At 37.2% G+C, this 18785-nt stretch carries 14 protein-coding genes; 10 read left to right on the top strand and 4 right to left on the bottom strand.

The genetic code is table 11. The features are described from left to right. Positions 1 to 10 precede the first annotated feature (10 nt). The 5 genes from DBR43_RS09735 (at position 11) to DBR43_RS09715 (ending at position 4689) form a co-directional block, all read left to right on the top strand. Complete coding sequence (locus DBR43_RS09735; RefSeq protein ID WP_124580169.1) at positions 11 to 1636, top strand: TlpA family protein disulfide reductase; 1626 nt, start codon at positions 11 to 13, stop codon at positions 1634 to 1636. A gap of 108 nt (positions 1637 to 1744) precedes the next feature. After that, positions 1745 to 2368 carry a DUF4369 domain-containing protein gene (locus DBR43_RS09730; RefSeq protein WP_158622470.1) on the top strand — a complete coding sequence of 208 codons (624 nt, stop codon included), beginning with the start codon at positions 1745 to 1747 and terminating at the stop codon, positions 2366 to 2368. A gap of 349 nt (positions 2369 to 2717) precedes the next feature. Further along, positions 2718 to 3173, top strand: a complete 456-nt coding sequence (locus DBR43_RS09725) for a MauE/DoxX family redox-associated membrane protein (RefSeq protein ID WP_124580167.1) — start codon at positions 2718 to 2720, stop codon at positions 3171 to 3173. 135 nt (positions 3174 to 3308) lie between these two features. After that, positions 3309 to 3563 carry a DUF6520 family protein gene (locus tag DBR43_RS09720; RefSeq protein WP_124580165.1) on the top strand — a complete coding sequence of 85 codons (255 nt, stop codon included), beginning with the start codon at positions 3309 to 3311 and terminating at the stop codon, positions 3561 to 3563. A 67-nt stretch (positions 3564 to 3630) separates the two neighbouring features. Further along, positions 3631 to 4689, top strand: coding sequence for a hypothetical protein (locus tag DBR43_RS09715; protein ID WP_124580163.1), 1059 nt, complete (start codon positions 3631 to 3633; stop codon positions 4687 to 4689). Here DBR43_RS09715 and DBR43_RS09710 read toward each other — a convergent pair. From DBR43_RS09710 to DBR43_RS09700, 3 genes are read right to left on the bottom strand one after another with little or no spacing between them, the layout of a single operon-like run. Then, the gene (locus DBR43_RS09710; protein WP_124580161.1) at positions 4655 to 6169 is read right to left on the bottom strand and encodes a TlpA family protein disulfide reductase; all 1515 of its coding nucleotides are present in this window, start codon (positions 6167 to 6169) and stop codon (positions 4655 to 4657) included. The genes DBR43_RS09715 and DBR43_RS09710 overlap by 35 nt on opposite strands. Before the next feature lie 27 nt (positions 6170 to 6196). Further along, entirely contained in the window at positions 6197 to 7591 is a 1395-nt protein-coding gene (locus DBR43_RS09705) for a RagB/SusD family nutrient uptake outer membrane protein (RefSeq protein WP_124580159.1), read from the bottom strand. Positions 7592 to 7602: 11 nt separating this feature from the next. Beyond that, on the bottom strand, positions 7603 to 10575 hold the full coding sequence (locus DBR43_RS09700; RefSeq protein ID WP_124580157.1) for a SusC/RagA family TonB-linked outer membrane protein: 2973 nt from the start codon (positions 10573 to 10575) through the stop codon (positions 7603 to 7605). 805 nt (positions 10576 to 11380) lie between these two features. On the opposite strand from DBR43_RS09700, the gene DBR43_RS09695 reads away from it, so the two are divergent. The 4 genes from DBR43_RS09695 to DBR43_RS09675 all read left to right on the top strand — a co-directional run bounded on the left by DBR43_RS09695 (position 11381) and on the right by DBR43_RS09675 (position 15029). Next, positions 11381 to 11701 carry a helix-turn-helix domain-containing protein gene (locus DBR43_RS09695; protein WP_148090760.1) on the top strand — a complete coding sequence of 107 codons (321 nt, stop codon included), beginning with the start codon at positions 11381 to 11383 and terminating at the stop codon, positions 11699 to 11701. 240 nt (positions 11702 to 11941) lie between these two features. Further along, positions 11942 to 12478, top strand: a complete 537-nt coding sequence (locus tag DBR43_RS09690) for a hypothetical protein (RefSeq protein ID WP_124580153.1) — start codon at positions 11942 to 11944, stop codon at positions 12476 to 12478. A gap of 1058 nt (positions 12479 to 13536) precedes the next feature. Beyond that, positions 13537 to 14178, top strand: a complete 642-nt coding sequence (locus tag DBR43_RS09680) for a hypothetical protein (protein WP_124580149.1) — start codon at positions 13537 to 13539, stop codon at positions 14176 to 14178. Further along, on the top strand, positions 14175 to 15029 hold the full coding sequence (locus tag DBR43_RS09675; RefSeq protein WP_124580147.1) for a nucleotidyl transferase AbiEii/AbiGii toxin family protein: 855 nt from the start codon (positions 14175 to 14177) through the stop codon (positions 15027 to 15029). Before DBR43_RS09680 ends, DBR43_RS09675 begins: the two co-directional genes overlap by 4 nt. Positions 15030 to 15042: 13 nt before the next feature. On the opposite strand, the gene DBR43_RS09670 is transcribed toward DBR43_RS09675, so the two are convergent. Then, entirely contained in the window at positions 15043 to 15552 is a 510-nt protein-coding gene (locus DBR43_RS09670; protein ID WP_124580146.1) for a hypothetical protein, read from the bottom strand. 739 nt (positions 15553 to 16291) lie between these two features. Between DBR43_RS09670 and DBR43_RS09665 the strand changes: the two genes are divergently transcribed. Beyond that, on the top strand, positions 16292 to 18655 hold the full coding sequence (locus tag DBR43_RS09665; protein WP_124580144.1) for a patatin-like phospholipase family protein: 2364 nt from the start codon (positions 16292 to 16294) through the stop codon (positions 18653 to 18655). Positions 18656 to 18785 lie beyond the last annotated feature (130 nt).

Genomic DNA, 18785 nt, shown 5'->3' with positions numbered 1-18785 from the left:
ATTAAAAATTATGAAAAAATACATGACGATATGTCTTACACTGCTTTGGTGCGTAGTAGGATATACACAAAATCGTACAGACAATAAAGTAAACAACCCTGCTTTTTTTTCGTTAAAAGGTTTTTATGCAGACCTGAAAGATGGGGATACTGTAGAACTCAAAGTTTGTGATGCAATCTATGCTTCAAATTTTTTCTTTCGTAAACCAAGAGATTATGCTGACTTTAATAAAATCCGAATTTTTAAGGCCACGGTAAAAAACGGTCATTTTACTTTTTCTATAAAAGATTTGACTAGATCTGCCTATTGTAATTTGTATTTAGCGCCAAAAGAAGGAGTTCCGTCTGGTTTGATGGATCAATTAATCGAACCTGGTGATGATGTACAGATCATTTTTTCGGGTATCAATAAGAATAATGTCAGTAAAAAAAACAAGATGATAACGGGGAAAGGTAGTGCCAAGTATAATTTTACTGCCATAACAGACACTCTTGTTCTTAAGAAAAGTGGTACTTATAAAGAAACATCCTCAGTTACTTTTAAATTAGGATCAAAAAATAAAATAATGGAGCCGGGGGTTAAGGAAATAAAGCGGGCTACGGTGGCAAACATTAAATTTAATCAAGTAACTCAAAATAAGAGAAAGTTAGACACCTGCTTATCAATACTAGAACATTTAAAATCTGCTTTGAGCCCGATAAGTTATGATATTCTTAAGGCAAATGTTTTAGGTGAATATGTTTATGCAACATTTGAAAGAGGATTGCTCTTTGATTTAATAGACTTAATGATGCTAAAAAAACAAGGTGATTTATCTACTGAAAGTTTGAAAAATGTAGACGCAGAATTGGATGCATTAAAACTACTAGTTGCTACTAGCAGAATTGATTTTAATAACTTTGGTATTTCTGAAGAGGGGTTGAAATTATCAATTGGTGCTGATCAAAGTCTTTTATCCCTAATTAATATAGACCGTATATTCTCGGGAATTTCAAAGGATGATAGTTTCTACACGGTTGCTAAAATAAGACCATTCTCCCTAAGAGAGAAAGTGTTTATATGTTTTTTTACGCGGTATAATGGATCCTTGGAGAAGCCGGAGACATTAGTAAATCTGGCAAGACCGATGATTAAGAATCCGGAAAATTTAAAGGTGTTTTCTGGCTTTGAGAACACAGGGCGGGGGATGACTGCCTATAATTTTAGCTTGCAGGATGAAAATGGAAAAATGCATAGTATGGTGAAGATGAAGGGAAAAGTGGTTCTTATTGATTTTTGGTATGTCGGCTGCGGCGCATGTAAAAACTATTATGATTTAGTCCTTAAAGATGTAGAAAGGCAGTTTAATGGTAATAAAAATGTGCTATTTGTAACCATTAGCCCTACTAAAAAGGATGAGTGGCTCAAAAAGGGGCTTGGTGAATTCACTTCAAAAGATGAGGCTAATGTGATTAATCTTAACACGGGGGAGGATGGTTATAATGCTGCTGTGATTAAACACTATAATGTTCGAGGTTATCCATTTCCTCTTCTCATTGATAAAGATGGTAAAATATTTGAGAATAATGGCACCGGGCTAAGAAGCAAAGAGTTTCTCATTGCCGCGATTAATAATGCTCTGAAAAAGAAGTCATGATTTCAAAGCTTAATATGACTAGAATCATTTCAGTTGTGCTGCATTATCGTAAAGCAATGCTGTAATGTATTTGCGCGGTATATGCATTATAGATTTAAACTAACAAACATGAAAATTAAAATTTTAATATTTTTATTCTTCCTAAATTATGGCGGGCCGATTATGGCTCAGCAAAAGAACGGCTTCCAGTTAATATGCCATTTTAAAAATCTGCCCAATAGCAGCAAAGTGTACCTTTGCACTCAGGAGGGGGATACAGTAGTCAAAACTATTTCTAGTGGAGATCGATTTGTCTTTAATGGACAATTACGGCTAAACGGTAGGTTCCATTTCATTAAAATGGATACTGTATTATCCAAAAAAAGTACCAAAGCGATTTTTATCGAAAACCAAATCATTCATATTGAAGGGGCCGTTGGAGAAGCAGATGTTCTGGTTAAGGGTAGCGCTGCCCACCAGCAGTACCGACAATTTATTGAAGACATCAGTAAAATTAATGACAAGCAACGGCAGTTGGACTTCAGGAAGTCTTGGTTTGCAAGCCACCGGGAATCACTGGTGGCGCCATGGTTTATGACACTCCTTGATAGAGATGAGATGCGGGAGGCTTATGCGGAGTTAAGTTCCGAGGTTAAAGCCGGTTATTATGGTGCAAAAGTCAAATATTTGCTTGATCATCTAGAGGCTAAAGCAAGTCCAAGTTCAGATACTAGGTTAAAAGAGGGTAATTAAAATAAATACTATTTACGGTACTTTTGAAAGACAACCCGGTTTAGTCTAAATAGAGAATTAATAGGATGAATATGATTTTATAAAATGATCGAACACCTTTGAATAAGAGACTGTTATCCATTAATTTCTTAACTGTTCTATATTATAAGTATAAAATAAGCTATAAAAGCACTGACCAATATGGTTGGTGCTTTTTTATTGACGGAAGTAGATTTAACTATAATAATTTTTAAATGCATAGAAATCCGCCTGGAGTATCATGAGTAAAACTTTTAGGAATAAAATATCCAGAAGGATATTTCTTGAATTATTTTCCTGATGAACTTTAGTATATTAAAAATATTAGTATATGCCGGAAAGAAACCTTAAAAAAATTAACAAAGATCGTTTTGTAGTACTAATTATTGTGATGTTGTATGTTTTCCTTTTTTTCTATGCAGCGGCTTTTAAATTATTTGATGTGGATCAATTTCGAATGCAAATAGGCCAATCTCCGTTGTTGACTGATTTTTCAGGAATTCTATCTTGGTTGATACCGGTATCGGAAATTGTTATTGGGTGTTGTTTAATAATTCCAGACTTAAGATTAAAAGCACTATATGCTGCCTTGACACTGATGCTTATGTTTATTGCATATATCATAACGATTCTGGGGTATAGCGACTACATTCCTTGTGCTTGTGGTGGAATTTTAGAGCGGCTGAGTTGGAAAGGTCATTTAATTTTTAACGGAGTTTTTGCTGTATTGGGAATAGCTGGTATCCTTCTGGAAACCAGAGGTGTGTTAGTGTTGGATAAGACGTAATCTTTCAATTGTACTTATACTTAGAGTCTATACCATTTCATCTGTACTTATAAAAAAATATTTTATTGCAATAAAATCAGGCGAAGCCGAAAACCTGTAACCAATAGAGTAGGCATTTAATTAAAATCAATTACAATGATAAGAACAATCTTATTATCTGCCATCGCAATGGTTGCTGTAGGCAGTGCATTTGCATCTTATTCATCGAAGAATGAACATAACTTAACCCGTTATCAGGAGCTGGACAATCCAGCTCAATGTACTGAGGTTACTTGCAGTGATATCGAAAAGGCTCAGCTTTGTAGTACTTCTTCACAGCTTTATCTAAATAGTTTAGACGGAGTTTGTACCGATCCTGCAAATGATGATTTTATTTACCGTGCTGATTAATTAGCGCCTCTATCAATATGGGAAGGGCTTTAAGTTCCTTTCCATTTGATTCTTTATTTTTTTCCAAATGAGACGTTCGATAGCTTTAATATGCATTATTCTGATTTTTTGTGTGGGTTTTATGTATTTGTTGTTTCTTCGTAGCTCCTTCAAAACAAAGCGCAATAACGGTTTTGTCCGTAAGACTCCTGTTGATACATTATCACCTGCTGGTTTTATAAATGTGGGATTTGATTCCTGGTACTTCTCTGGCTTTGATCGTGACAGATTTTTTCTAGGAAATAGTGTTGCTCCACGCTCTGTCCTAGTCATCGATACCGCATTAACTTTAACTGATAGTTTGAAACTATTGGTGCGAAGTGATAGAATGATTGCATGGCGTTCAATGAAACTTAGTGTAGATTATCCCCATTTTTATCTTACAGAAGGAAGTTCCCCACATCATTTTTCGGGAGTTTTGCCTGACAACTCCGTTAGAGAAATCCCCATGCCTTTACGGAGTTTTGACAAGGTTATCGCACTATCAGGAACTTCTCTTGTGTTTCGCACACCTGATAAAAAAAGTAATCAAAATGTATTAAAGAAATTAAGGGTAGATAAACCAGGAAATGACGTAACACATATGTTGGAGAAACAAGTAGATGGTTTTTTTTGTACCGATGGAGAGTTGCTTTATGATCGGCCATCTGGGAAAATGGTTTATCTTTATTATTATCGAAATGCATTTACTGTTCTGGACAGTAACCTTAAAGTGCTGTTAAAAGCCAGAACCCTGGATACGGTTTCCAGGGCGAGGCTTAATCTTACAGAAGTCACATCACGAAAAAAGACAAGCCTTGCAAGCCCACCATTACTGGTCAATTCCAGGGGCTGTATTTATCAACACAAGCTCTTGGTATCCTCTAAACTAAAGGCGGATAATGAAGCAGATAAAGATTTTAAGCAGAATTTTGTGATGGATATTTATAATTTAAATACAGGAAAATATCTGCATAGTCTTTATCTACCAAAATTTGGGTTTAAAAGGATCTCAGATTTGTATATATATCGCGACTTCTTGTATGTGTGTTATGGTAGTTTTATTTATAAGTTTAATCTGAAGCTATCGCACTTTGGACAAGCTTGATCAAGTCTTTCGCATTTATGCTGGCATTAAATCTGGAAAATAGTTTACCATCTTTATCTATGAGTAGTAAAAATGGGAATGACCTGGCCTCATAATATAATAATAGTGGATGGTCTGCTCCTAATCCGTTAGTGTAAAGATTAATATGATCGTTTGTCGTGTATGTGTTTTGACTGAGACTTTTTAGCCAGACAGCTTTGTTCTTATCAGTGGAAATGCTGACCACAACAAAAGAATCATTTTCTTTAAGAACCGGAGTGATTTCTTTTTGCATTTTCTCTGAGAATTGTTTGCAGGCAGTACAGCCGGTGAACCATATATCTAACAAAATTACTTTTCCACGAAAATCTTCAAGTCTGACGAAGTTGCCGTTTTGATCAAGCAAAGAAAAATTATAGACATTTAGGCCTTTTTTTATTGAACTAAGCTTTTTGCTGATTTCGTATCTCACTTGAGTAGACTTGGAAATGAGTAGAGCTTTTTGAAGGCAGTTTTCGTAATCTTCAGTATGTTCTTCCATTTCGATTCCACCAAACATTGGATTGATAAGTAACTGCATTAGCAGCCGTTCTTTGAGTACTCCCTGATATTTGACATCTATGTATTTGTATACTTCAGCAATGCTATATTGAGAACCGTTATGACTCAAATAGAGATAAGTTTGCACCTGTCGTATCAGATCTTGCAGATACTGATAGCTTAAGGTATAGGTTTGATCTGAAAAAGTAATAGGTTTCTGGGGGCTGGAAAGATAGTGCTGCCTGATTTTTTCTCTCTCTTCTGGCTTCTTACTTTTATTAAAAGCAATCCGGTAAAACTGTTCGCGCCTGAGAGGTACCTGATTTTGGGCATCCGCTTGCATAACCTGGTAGGCTAGTATCCCGATTCGTTTCTTGTTTTGATTGATAATTTTAGTCGTTTCAAGTTTCCAGGCATTGCTTATAGAGTCCATGAATTTGAAATCAGTCATACGTGTATTTGCATTATACCTGAAATATCCCTCCCTAAGTTTGTCGTAGGTCAGCTCAATGTTTCTACGGCAGGTATATTTATCTGATCCTTTACCACTGAAATTTAGGGTTAGTTGATCTCCTTTCTTGCAGATTGTTAAGTTAATTCTGTCTTCGGTTTCTATCAGATATTCTTTTGAGATAAGATATTCTTTTCCAGTAAATATTTGTAACTGAGTGATTTTTCCCGCCCCGCTGGTGATGGGGAGGGAGAATTGAAAATTTCCAGAATGGTTTGGTTTTAACACAATGTTTAAGGAATATCTATCAAAAGTGTTAAACATATAGGATTTTTTATAGGATACTACAACGCTATCAATAGGATCAGATTTGTCGATTACATGAACTTGAAAATTAGCCATAGAATCTTTGTCTACAACCTGATTTGTTATCATGCCAGAGATCTCAGTTTGTCTGAATATTAAGCTAACTAATAGTGAGCAGTAGGAGAGTTGAATTGATTTAAGCATAAGTTGTATGGTTTATGTATTCTTTGTCTATTGGTATCCTGTATTTTGTTTTAAATTGTGGTTGTTGCTGAGCTCTTTTTGTGGAATAGGATACAGCGCATCGCTGGACTGCCAGTCCTGAGGCTTTGCGGGCGTTAGGATTTGGTCGGTAAGTTGAAGCCGTTTTAAATCGTACCACCGTTGCCCCCACTCCATAAAAAGCTCATGACGGCGTTCTGTAGTAATGGCCTGTAATATTTCTGTCTGGGAATCTGTTGTCAGCTCTGGGAGTGCTGAACGATGCCGCACCTGATTCAAGTCTGCTTTGGCTCCGTAAGAATTGCCCTGCATCGCTCTGGCTTCAGCCCGGATTAGATATTGTTCTGCAAGTCTTAAGATCATCGAATATTCAACTAATGGTTCCTGGTGACCTCCTGAAATCTTGTATTTTGAAGAGAAATAGAATTTCTGACCTGAAATGCTGATACTGTCTATCCAGAGTCTTCTTCTTTTGTCTTTTGAATCAAAATCCAAGACCAATGCTGAGTTTAAGGCGGCAGCACCGGTAGACAGGGGACTATTTTGTAAACGAAAGTATTTTCCTTCATTGGTATTGTATAGAGGATCAATCGGTTTAAGTTGCCAGATGGCCTCAATGCTATTCTTTAGAAAGACACTGTTTAGATCTGTGCTTAGACTGTAGTAACCACTTTCAATGATACTTGTAGCTGTCTGCTCTGCTTTTTGCCATTGAGATGTATAAAGGTATACTCTGGCGAGTAATGCCATCGCGGCCCACTGGTTGGCCCTGATTACTTCTGCCTTTGGGGAATAATTCCCGGTGAGTAATGTTACTGATTGCTTAAGGTCTTCAGTAATCTGATCATAAACTTCGGCCTTTGGAGCTGCAGGTGAAACGGAGTTGATGCGGAAATCAGTGCTGAGGTGAAGAGGAATGTTCTCAAATAAATTGAGTAAGTGGAAGTAACAGAAAGCTCTGATAAATTTTACTTCTCCTTGCAATTGTCTTTTAACTGCAGGGCTGACGCCTTGGTACTTATCTAAACCCTCCAGTACTAAGTTGGCTGAATAAATGCAATTGTATGGTTCTTGCCAAAGTGCATTCACAAGAGTAGTATTATTTGGATTAATGGCATTTTTGTAAAAATCATTACTGGTAGAATAGCTGATGAGCTCATCCGAACTCAGTGCAGTAAGGTAAGTAATACTGGAAAGCCCGCCGCTTGCAAATCCTTCTCTTTCACTGCCTGCTAGACGGCTGTATATACCGGTCACTGCTGCGGTTGCTGTGGCATCAGAAGTGAAAACAAGATTACTGAGTATCTGGGTGTTGGGAGGATCAATATTGATGAATTTCTTGCAGGAAGAATGAAGTATGCAAAGGATAATAGGTAGTGTTTTGAGTTGAATGATAAGTTTCATAACTAGTATATTTATAAGGTGAGTTGGATTCCGAAACTATAGATGCTCAGAGGAGGAAGACTTCCGGTGTTTTGATTCTCCGGATCAAGGCCTCTGTATTTGGTGATAGTGAATAGGTTCTGCCCTTGAAAGTAAATTTTTACATTTTGCAGTTTAATTTTTTCGAGGATCTTGCGACTTAAATAGTAGGAGAGGGAAACGTTTTTTAACCGTAAGTAGGAGGCATCGGAGATCTTATGATCTCCATTTAACAGGTAAGCTCTTGAAGCTTCACTACCCGCTTGAGAGGAGAATTTCTGGATGGTGCTGCTGCTGCCTTCATTTTGCCATCTGCTCTGCACGACCTCAGGTTGATTGGAAAGCAACCCTGGGGAAACGAATCCTTTCATATAGTTGGTGCCAAGTTGACGGGTAAATTGAAGAAATACATCCAATTGGAATCCCTTATAACTGAACGTATTGCCAATCCCTCCATATGCTTTTTTATTGAGGTCATAAATGGCCAGAAGGTCAGTGGGGAATGTAGCTCCTTTACCATTTTGATCAAGGTCCTGAAATAAGTAGATTCCCGTTTTGGGATCTACACCTGTCAGGTGAAAAAGCATTGGTGTTTGTAGTGATTTTCCAATTGTGTAGGTACTCGCATAGGCGGATTTTTCTATATCAGGATAAGCAAGAAGCTTATTTCTTGGTAGGGTAAGATTCAGGGTGCTTTCCCATTTAAATTCTCCGGATTGTATATTTGTAGTACTAATCTCAAATTCCAAGCCCCGGTTCTCTACTAATGCAGGAAGGTTGCTTTGGACACTGATTGCTCCTGAACTGGGAGGTAAAGAATAACCAACTAGTTGATTGGAGCTTCTATTTTGATAAAACGCAACTGATAACCTGATTCTGTCTTTTATCAAGCCGAGTTCTATTCCTGTTTCTAGTTTTCTGCTGATTTCCCAGGCGTAGTTTGGATTGGCAATTCTCACGGGGTAAAGCCCTGAGGTGCCTCCATATGGAGAGGCGGTAGACTTCCATAATTCTAAAAATTGATAGTCTCCAATCTGGTCATTTCCGGTGGTTCCATAACTTGCACGGAGCTTTCCAAAGCTTAAAAAAGGTAACTTTTGTTTGATGAAATCTTCATTTGAAAATATCCATGCTGCACCTAATGCATAAAAATTGGCAAATTGCCGGTCTTTACCGAATCGGCTGGATCCATCTCTTCTCATGGTGAAGTTGAGAAGGTAGGTGTCTGAAAGATTGTAATTTAGTCTTCCAAAAATAGCTTGGTAACGATAATTAAAATAGTCAGAATTGCTCAATTTTAGATTAGTCGCGGCCTGTATGTTTTCCAGTAACTGATCATTTTGATAACCGCTGGCATTAATGAGTTGAGATTTACGGATACTTTGTTGAAAACTTGATCCCAGAAGTGCTGAAAACGTGCTTTTTCCAATTTTATTTTGATAGTTGACCTGTGGTTCTGCTATCCAGCTATCTGAGCTGTTCGTTCCAAAATCAGCTGATGGAACTGAAGAACTGGTTGGGCCAATGGTCGTAGATGGCAAGGTTCTGATTTCATTACGTTCAGTTTTAGTGTAGCCACCGGTCAACTTCACCATAAGTTGTGGAAGAAGCTGGTAGGAAATATTGAGATTTCCTATAAGATTCCTGGTACCTGCATTATATTTACGGTAGAGGTCCTGATAAGGATTACTTAAGGATGGGGTAAATACCAGTTTTCCTTCAGTATCTAAGAAGTCTGGAGAATTGGGCGGAGTGGTTAGCGCAATGCTGGTGAGATCATAACTGAACAGATTGTTGCTGTTAACAGCATATTGCGTGGAGAAATTCGTCTTAAATTTACTATCGATGCTTTGGTAATTCAGATTAAGTGCACCTGATCCTTTACTTTCTTTGAATTCTCCGGGGAAGACTGTACCTTCTTCTCCATACACTCCTCTAATGGAAAAAGAAATTTGCCCGTTACCGCCTGAAAGAGAGCCCTGCATATTATTGTTGATAGCAGTTCCGCCGATGAGAATATTTTGCCAGTCCGTTGATTTTTGCTGATCCCATACTAAAAGATCGGGAGCACTTACTGTGGTCGGTATTCTAACATCATTTTTAAAGGCCTCATTCCGCATTATCAAGTATTGACTGGTGTTGAGTAGGTCCATCTTTCTGCTTACCTTGCCTATTCCGTGGTAATAATTGAATTCAGTAGTTGTCCGTCCTGATTTTCCCTTTTTTGTGGTAATTAGAATTACACCGTTTGCACCCCTCGAGCCATAGATGGCCGTAGCATCAGCATCCTTTAATATTTCGATACTTTCTATGTCGGACGGACTTAGGCTGTTGAATGGACTGGATTGTGGAGTGATCGAGTTGGAAAGAGATGATGCCAATGAATGAGATCCAAAGGGAACTCCATCTATTAGGTATAACGGTTGTGATCCTGAGGTAATACTATTGACTCCTCTTATTTGAATTCCAAAACCCCCGCCGGGAATACCGGTTTGTTGAGTGACCTCCAGACCGGGGACTCTTCCTATTAGAGCAGCAAGTGGATTGCTCACAGGTTGACTACTGATGGTTTCTGAGTTGACCCGTGAAATAGATCCCGTACGTAATTTATTCTTAACTGTATAATAACCAGCGTTGATTTCAACTTCTTTAAGCTCACTATTGTCTTCTTCAAGACTGATTTTAAAGATTGTATTGGTACTGTTCCAGCTAAGTTCTTTTGTCTTATAGCCTACGTGGCTAATTACGATCGTACCTGAGTTTTCTGTGGTACTTAATATAAATCTTCCGTCTTGATTTGTATAACTGCTGATATGAGTTGATCTGATTCTGATAGAAGCGCCAGGCAATGACTTGTTGTCCAATGAAGTGTTTACCTGTCCGGTTAGCTTGGTATGCTGCGCTTTTGTGCTAAAAAAAAAGCACAGCGCTGCCACAACGATAATTATAGTCGTTTTTTTATGCATTTGAATAATGGTTAGTTGAGTCTGGTTTGTTACTTGTGATTTACAAAGTCAGACGGCATCTAATCCCCTCAAAACTAGATAACCGCCTGCTTTGCCAGTTTGGTTAGGTTGGTGCTTTGGGTTTAAGGAGTTTAGCGCTATTGAATAGAGAACTGTGTATCGATAGACAAATATTAATCTCGCCTAAATTTGCTCGCTTTTTAATAAAGTAAGTTGATCCTGTAAGTATGCATGATTGTTTTTTTTCCATTGTTCAATATTTGTGGCATTTAAACAATAGATCTATAGAAAAGGCACAAATCAAAAAACAGATAGGGCTTCCCATCACAATATTTGTGACAGAATTTCTCGAGATTAAAATGTCATTTAAATACTCCATTTCTTTAGTTTTGAAAAAAGGAGTCTATATAAGAGGGATTAGGTAATATAGGCGTGGGTCCCAACCTATCGTTCTGGAGGGCTAGCACACCCTGGACACAACAAGAAGGGAACCCCACACCTATAGTATGGGCATTCCGGCTTCTTATCTTGCGTCCATTTGAAAGTGCTAGTTTCCAGAACAAGACTCAAAGCGAATTGCTTCAAATTTCTTTTTGTTGAAGTAATCGCAAATCTATTAAATTCATTTTACATGTCTGCTATAAATCATTTTTTTGATTTAAAACATCATATTCTTAAATTTTTTTATAAAATCAAATATAATAAAATGATTTAATAAATCAATTAAATATTTTAATAGATCATTTAAATGATTTAAAATGATTTTGTAAAATACTGATAGTCAAAGGATTAATTTTTTTTATCTTTGATTGTATTCATCATGGGGGAAAAGAAGGTAAAAATTTATAGAATAGGTGCTATCCTGGCTGATAAGGGAATAGATAATAAAGTCTTGGCAAAACTAATGGGAGTTAAAGCTGAAACTGTATCTAGATGGGTAACTAATGAAATTCAGCCCAAAACTGAAAATCTTTACAAGATTGCTGAATTGACAAAAACTAATCTGCAAGATTTTTTGATTCCTACAATTAAGTGGCCTGAGGGCCCTTCAATAGCTGAAACTGCTCAGTTGGAATATGATAAAAAGCAGAAAGCAGAAAGACTAAAGAAATCTGCAATCAAATAGCAATAATTCATATTATATATCTAAGGAGTTTAAAGGTAGATTCTATATTAATAGATCTAGTCTATGTTTTTTAAGTTATTTATTATCAGCTGTATGTGGTGGTGAAATATTAAGAGAGTTTTAGTAAATTTGAATCAAGGTGCTTTATTTGGGATAAAAACTAGTATTTCTTATTGCTTCCTTTACAAAACTATGTGAATTATCAATTCGCATTAAGATTGATAACTAAAACGCTCTTTTATGAAGAATCTTTTTCTAATAGTACTCTGCGTTGTTTTTGTTGGTTGTTCCTCAAAAGAACTTGACAGAGAAAAGGCCTTTGAACTGATCCAAAAAGAAAAAAAATATCCTAAGATATATGATGAGGACATTTATGCCGGTGATCCTGCACATGCTAGAAAAATCATGGCGACTAATCTGGAAAAAAACGGCTACATCACTTTAAATCGGAAGCTTACGCTAATTGATGATAGACCAATAATTGTATTCACAGAAAAATCTAAACCATTTCTACTTGAAACATCGGCAAAAGATCGTGAGCATCAAGTTCAGAGAGTTAAAATTGCAGATATAGTTTTAGGAGAAGTAACTGGCATTAAAATGCTGAATGAAAATAAAAGTGCTATCGCTGAATACACCATTCAGTATAAAAATATAACACCATTTGTTGAGTTCATTCGCGGAAAATTAGATCAAACCGATACCGTTAAGGCGTATTTTTCATTATTTGACGATGGATGGAGAATAGAAAAAAAGCCAGGGCTTGAATTTATGTAAAATACTCGATCATGTTTGTTTAGAGTGTTTTGCCTTTTTATCCAATTATAGATTCGTTATTATTCCTGGAGATTAGAGTCTTAATTCGCACCAGCTCCCGAGAATGAATATCTATCTCCAATGTAGATTATTTGATTTTTTTGTATGTAATACACGAAAATGAATTTTATCAGTTAGTAAAGCTATTCTTCCATCTAAATCGACATTAGTCTCTTCGAAACTATGAACTGTAGGTTTGAAGTAAATATTTGTAGCCCTTTATCCTAGCTCACCTTTGAGACGGTAGGGCGTATTTTAACTAATCTGCCATAAACCATTAAGAGGGGCTTTATAATTAAAGTAGTAGTTGATGTTTTCCAGGAAAATGGGATGTTTTAATTTTGGATGTTGGGGAGCAAGGTGGATGCCTTCTGGGGCATAGATGTGCCAGATTTTTCTGTTATTCAACTGGTGTCGACATAGGTTGTTTTCTTATTTGTGATAAATTTGATGTAAACTAATATTTTATTTATCCGATTTTAACGCTCAAAATGAAAGAACAGTTCTATAGCAGATACCATAAAATAGGGAGAAATGTTAAAACACTACGGCTGAAACATAAATGGACACAATTGCAATTGGCAAATAAGTGTGACATTGATTGGGAACAAATAGATCGAATTGAAAATGCCCGTCAAGATTATCTGTTATCTACCCTTTTGAAGGTTCGTGTTATTTTTCACATAGATGTTATTACAGTGATGACTGAGGATCTGTAATCTCCTGGAAAGACCCAATAGTTTTATTACATAGCAGTTTTTAATTTTGGACTTCCTCGTGGATCTTCTGACTCAAGTTGACCTCGCATTTTTATACTGGGGAGTTAAAATAATTCTTTTTTTTGTTTAATATTTATAGGATAATCGGAAATAAACCGATTATCTTATTGTATTTGTACATGTTTGACTATTCTTCCGAATAGGTTTCTCTCTTTTTATATAACAGGTATGCTTATTGTTTAATTTAAATAGGATAATCGGATATTTGCCGATTATCCTATTTAAATACTACATTTGTGTATGGGCGCAATAGAAGCAATAAGGTCTTATGCTACACAACCAATAACACATCAGCTACTGCTGTCTTTATTGCCGGGCTATAAAAGACCGAATGACAAGATTCATGAGTTATTGAGTTCTGGGGTATTGATCGCTTTGAAAAGGGGGATGTATATGATTGGACCAAAGTTACGCACCAACCTAAAACCAGAACCTTTCCTGGTGGCCAATCACCTTTTAGGACCAAGCTATATTTCTGTAGATTCGGCATTATCCTATTATGGGTTGATTCCTGAACGGGTTTTTGCCTATGCCTCCATGACGACTAAAGCAGCACGAAGCTTTAAAACTCCACTGGGGACATTCAGCTACAACCGCTTGCCTCTTCCTTATTATACTTTTGGTGTCCAAAGATTGGAATTAGCTACAGACCAATTTGCAATGGTCGCTTCGCCGGAAAAAGCGTTGCTGGATAAAATCGTAACGACCACAGGGCTCATCTTAAGAAGTGTTAAAGCCGTAGAAAATTATCTTATTGGAGACTTGCGAATGGATGAAGAAAATTTGAGAAACCTGAATCTGAGCTTGATGAGCCTGTGGGGCGATGAGGCGCCTAAAAAAGAGAGTATATTGATGGTAATAAAAATGATTGAAAACTTATGATAAAAGAGTGGCTGGAATCGTATCGTCCTTCAAATAGGGAGGAAGCCGCACAGGCGTTGCGGGAAATTATGCAGGAAATTGCATTAGCAGGGCTGCAACGCGCTGGCTTTTTTGAAAAAGCGGCATTTTATGGAGGAACAGCGCTTCGGATATTCTACGGTTTGGATCGTTTTTCTGAAGACCTGGATTTTTCACTTTTGAAGGTAGCTCCTGATTTTTCTCTGGAAAAATACCTGGATTCTATTCTGAACGAATTTGAATCCCAGGGGATGAAGGTCTCCGTTAAGGAGAAGAAGAAAACTAAAGAAAGTAATATCGATTCCGCTTTTTTAAAATCAGAAACCATTTGGAAAGAGCTGGTATTGGAAGGAATCTTGCCGCAAAAAGGAATTGATGAGGTGGCCAATATTAAGATTAAGCTGGAAGTGGATAAAGAACCATCGTTGGGATTTGAAACTGAAGAAAAATTACTTTTAAATCCTTTCTCTTTTTATGTCAAATGCTTTACTGCTCCTGATCTCTTTGCGGGAAAAATGCACGCCCTGCTTTTTAGAAAATGGGTAGACAATGTAAAAGGTAGAGATTGGTATGACATGGAATGGTATATCAAAAAGGGAATCCCATTGAACAGAAACCATTTTGTGTTAAGGGCGCAGGACAGTGGGGATTGGAACAAAGAGAGTATGACTGTTCCCGAATTAATGGAACTCCTGCATGCTAAAATAGATGCGGTGAATATGGATAGAGTAAAGGCAGATATCACCAGATTTATTGCCAATCCATCAGTATTAGATATTTGGACGCCAGTATATTTTCATGATCTGGTAAGACACATTAAGGTATCGAACTGAAAATCAGATCGGCTTACCAATTGAATTTCTTTCTAATCATGTCAATTTGTTCATTGGTATAATAGATAAGCTTTCCCAGACTTTCACCTTCAGTGAGTTTTGAAGGTGAAAAATTAACATATAAATTTCCATTAATTAAAGCATCTTCCGATTCGGGACTGAGTAGAACCTCACCTTCAACTAAATTGGCGTGAACGCTGGACTTCTTGAATAAGTTGATAGTTGCGCTTCCTGGTTGCCTGGAGTACCCATGCTGAAGATTAACCTGTTCAATTAATTCCATTTTATCCAGACGAAAGCTATAAGCAAACTTTTTGTCGTGCTTAGTATAAGTGGCTTTAAAAAATGTCTCCTTACTGACCCCGGCCAGGGATTTTACCTCAGCGGTAATCTGGAAGAAAATTTGTGTATATTGAGGTTGACTTTTTTTGCAGGAGCTGACCATAGCAAGAATGAAAAAACTTGCAACCAGTGGTAGTGCTTTATTAATGTAAAACATCCTAAATCTGGTGAATCTTTTCATGATGTTAAAGTTATCTGTCTATTTGCTTCTTGAGCTTGTAGAAGTAAAGTTAGATCAATCCGGAAATGGTATTCGTGAAAATTAATTCAGCTTTCCAAAATTATACCTCAACTGTCTTTTTGCTTTCGTGAAATGAATGTTGTCATTAAATTGGAAATGGTGGTGATTTCGACGGCTTAAAATTGAGGGTTCAAGATTAATTTTAGTCAGTTGGCGTTACTTTTTCCGTACCCGCATGTTTATTGTATTAATTTGCGCCACCTGAATAAGCATCAAAGGCCGCAGAAAGGATAGAACTGCGATGATTTCATCTCTGTTTATGGGTTTGGTTACTTTCGTCCTTGCTTCTAGCCTTAATGCTTAACAGGTTTTTAATCAGGTGATATTGGCACGTATTAATGAAAATTTATTCTCTTCCATTACTACTGATTTTATGCTCCGGCTGTACAGCTTTGGAGGGTTTTACTTCTAAAATATTAATCAGACCCCATACTCAATTCCGAATTTATATGATAAGCCCCTCAGTAAGTGGGTGCAGGCTGGCAACATTAATAGACGAAGAACAGAATTACTATAACCTGATTACAACTGATGATTCCCTAACAATGAAGTAAAACGTATCCCGATCAAAATAAAACTCATGATTTGAACAGCTTTACCATTACTGATCCACTAGTAATGACTGGATCGGAAAGATGAAAGACAAATACAAACAATTAAAAATAGATTCTATACACAGATGTTACACAAAAAAGATGCCTGCTACTTATTTTCTATCATAGTGCTGTTATTGATGATAAATGGCAACTGTTACGCTCAAACTAAAATAAAGGAGGGGCAGGGACGCCGTCCTAAGGTGGGCTTAGCGCTTAGTGGGGGAGGAGCAAAAGGGATGGCTCATATTGGGCTTTTAAGATTGATTGATTCATTAGGAATCAAGATTGACTATATTTCAGGAACCAGCGCAGGGGGAATCTTCGGGGGATTGTACGCAATGGGCTATTCCCCTGACACCCTGAAAAAAATTGCATTGGGAATAAACTGGCGCAGGGTATTGAGTAATAAAGTGCCATTAAACCAAATCAATATTGAAGAAAAACAGGAGTATGGTAATTACATGATTGAATTTCCGGTTTTGGGCGTGATGCCACGACTGCCAGGGGCTCTAATTGATGGACAATACATTTCTGAGGTACTCAATACTTTGACTTTTTCGGCAAAGCACATTACTGATTTTAATAAACTTCCGATTCCAATCACGATTACTTCTTCAGATATTGTAAATGGAGGACTGATATTGCAAAATAAGGGATCTCTGCCTTTGGCCATTAGAGCTACTCTGGCAATTCCTGCTGCTTTTGCTCCCGTTTACATTGACGGACGACTCTTGGTAGATGGGGGACTTGACCGTAATTTTCCGGTTCAGGAAGTGAAAGATATGGGGGCTGAAGTTGTTATTGGAGGCTATACAGGATTTCGCTTATTTACTGAAAAGGAGATAGAAAACCCAATGAAGCTGATCTATCAGACACACGCCTTTCGATCTGTCGATGATTCAAAAAAGCAGCAACAAATGACCGATGTGTTTGTAGACTTCACCCAGGCATTGTTGAACTATTCCACTGCAGATTTTTTTCAGAATAAAGAGATCCTGGAAATCGGTGAAAAACAGGCCCGAAAATATCTGCCTGAACTGATCCGTATTGCAGAAGAGCAGAAAAAGTATCCATTGGAAAAAAATAACTTTGATTTAAAGGATCCACATTTACCAGTCACAAAGATCACTTATCAAAATGATAAAGGCCAGCCTTTAGACGTTCCAGTATTGGAACAATTTGCTGCTTCTCGCTTAGGTCTTCATTCAGGGGAGGAACTGAAAGTAGAAGCGGTAAAGGAGGGCATTAGAGATATCTATGGAACGCAGTTTTTTGATAAGGTATTTTATACTTTTGAGAATAAAGGAGATTCAGCACTAACAATGAATGTGAGGTTGAAACAAGGAAAGCCAGGAATGTTTAAGGCTGCAGTACACTATGATACTGAGCAATCAGCAGGTTTGATCCTTAATTATACATATAGGAACGTTTTGTTCAGTAAATCCAGAATATTGGCTACAGTAGATCTTTCCGAACGCTTCAAGGCAAGGATCGATTATTATAAGTTTTTCAGTGAAACCAATCGCTTTTGGCTTAAGATGAACTTTAATTATCAGGCCTTGCAGAATCATTCAGTTCTTTACAAAATAATTTCTGATGAAAATTATTTCAACAATACCATGGCTACCGAGATTTCTCTCGGGTACAGTCTGGGGAGATCGAGCTTCGTTTCTATTGGGCTAAGTAAAGAAAATGAGGTAGTGAAACGGGGACCAAATATCTTTAAACGGATTTTTGATGAAGGAGTCGATGTCCGTACACTCTATAAACACAACAACGAGGCTTTTACCTTTCTTTTTAAACAAAATAACCTTGATAACATCTATTTCCCAAGGTCTGGAAATGCCTTGGCACTGCAGGTTAAATATATGGTGAATAATAGCCTAAGAACAATAGCTCCCGATCCCAATGATGATAAAGGACAAGCTGTTTATCAATATCTAAATCCATCACAGGGACTTCCGGGAAATATTCTCAAGTTCTCCGTGAATGAGAATTTTGTCAAAAAGATCAGTTCAAAGCTTTCTTTGAATTCTTCTGTGTTCTGGGGATTTAGCTATTCTGCCAAACACGGTATAGACTCAGCCTACACTTATGAAAATGCAAAATTCGCTATAGGTGGAATAGAAGCTCGTCAGGAGTTGGGCCAATCAAATTTTATAGGATTAAAAAGTGGTGAGTTTGCCATTGCGAATGTCACTTCTTTTGGCCTGGCTTTACAATACAACCTAAGCTGGAACTTTTTTCTTGCCCCGCATATCAACATCGGTTGGCAGAATAAAGCTTTTAATCCTTTTAATATGAGCTCTAAAGATTATCTGTTGGGTTATGGTGCGAAACTGGGTTACATGTCCTTTCTGGGACCAGTTAATTTTGCTGTTGCTAGAACCAATGGATTTGAACGCAATCCCTGGAGAATATACCTGTCATTGGGATTCAAATTTTAATGGAAATAAGTGCTTCTGGAATTAGATGAGGGCCCTAGAGCCCTCATCTTCTTTGATGTTTATATAAACTGCCTTTCGCCGGAACTATTTTCCACTTTAAGCCTTCGGCGCCTTCGTTCTCTATAGCGGC

It is taken from the genome of Pedobacter sp. KBW06 (assembly GCF_003852525.1).
In the GTDB taxonomy this organism is placed as follows: domain Bacteria; phylum Bacteroidota; class Bacteroidia; order Sphingobacteriales; family Sphingobacteriaceae; genus Pedobacter.
The sequence above is the reverse complement of the archived record's forward strand: the minus strand, read 5'-3'. Positions and strand labels throughout refer to the sequence as shown.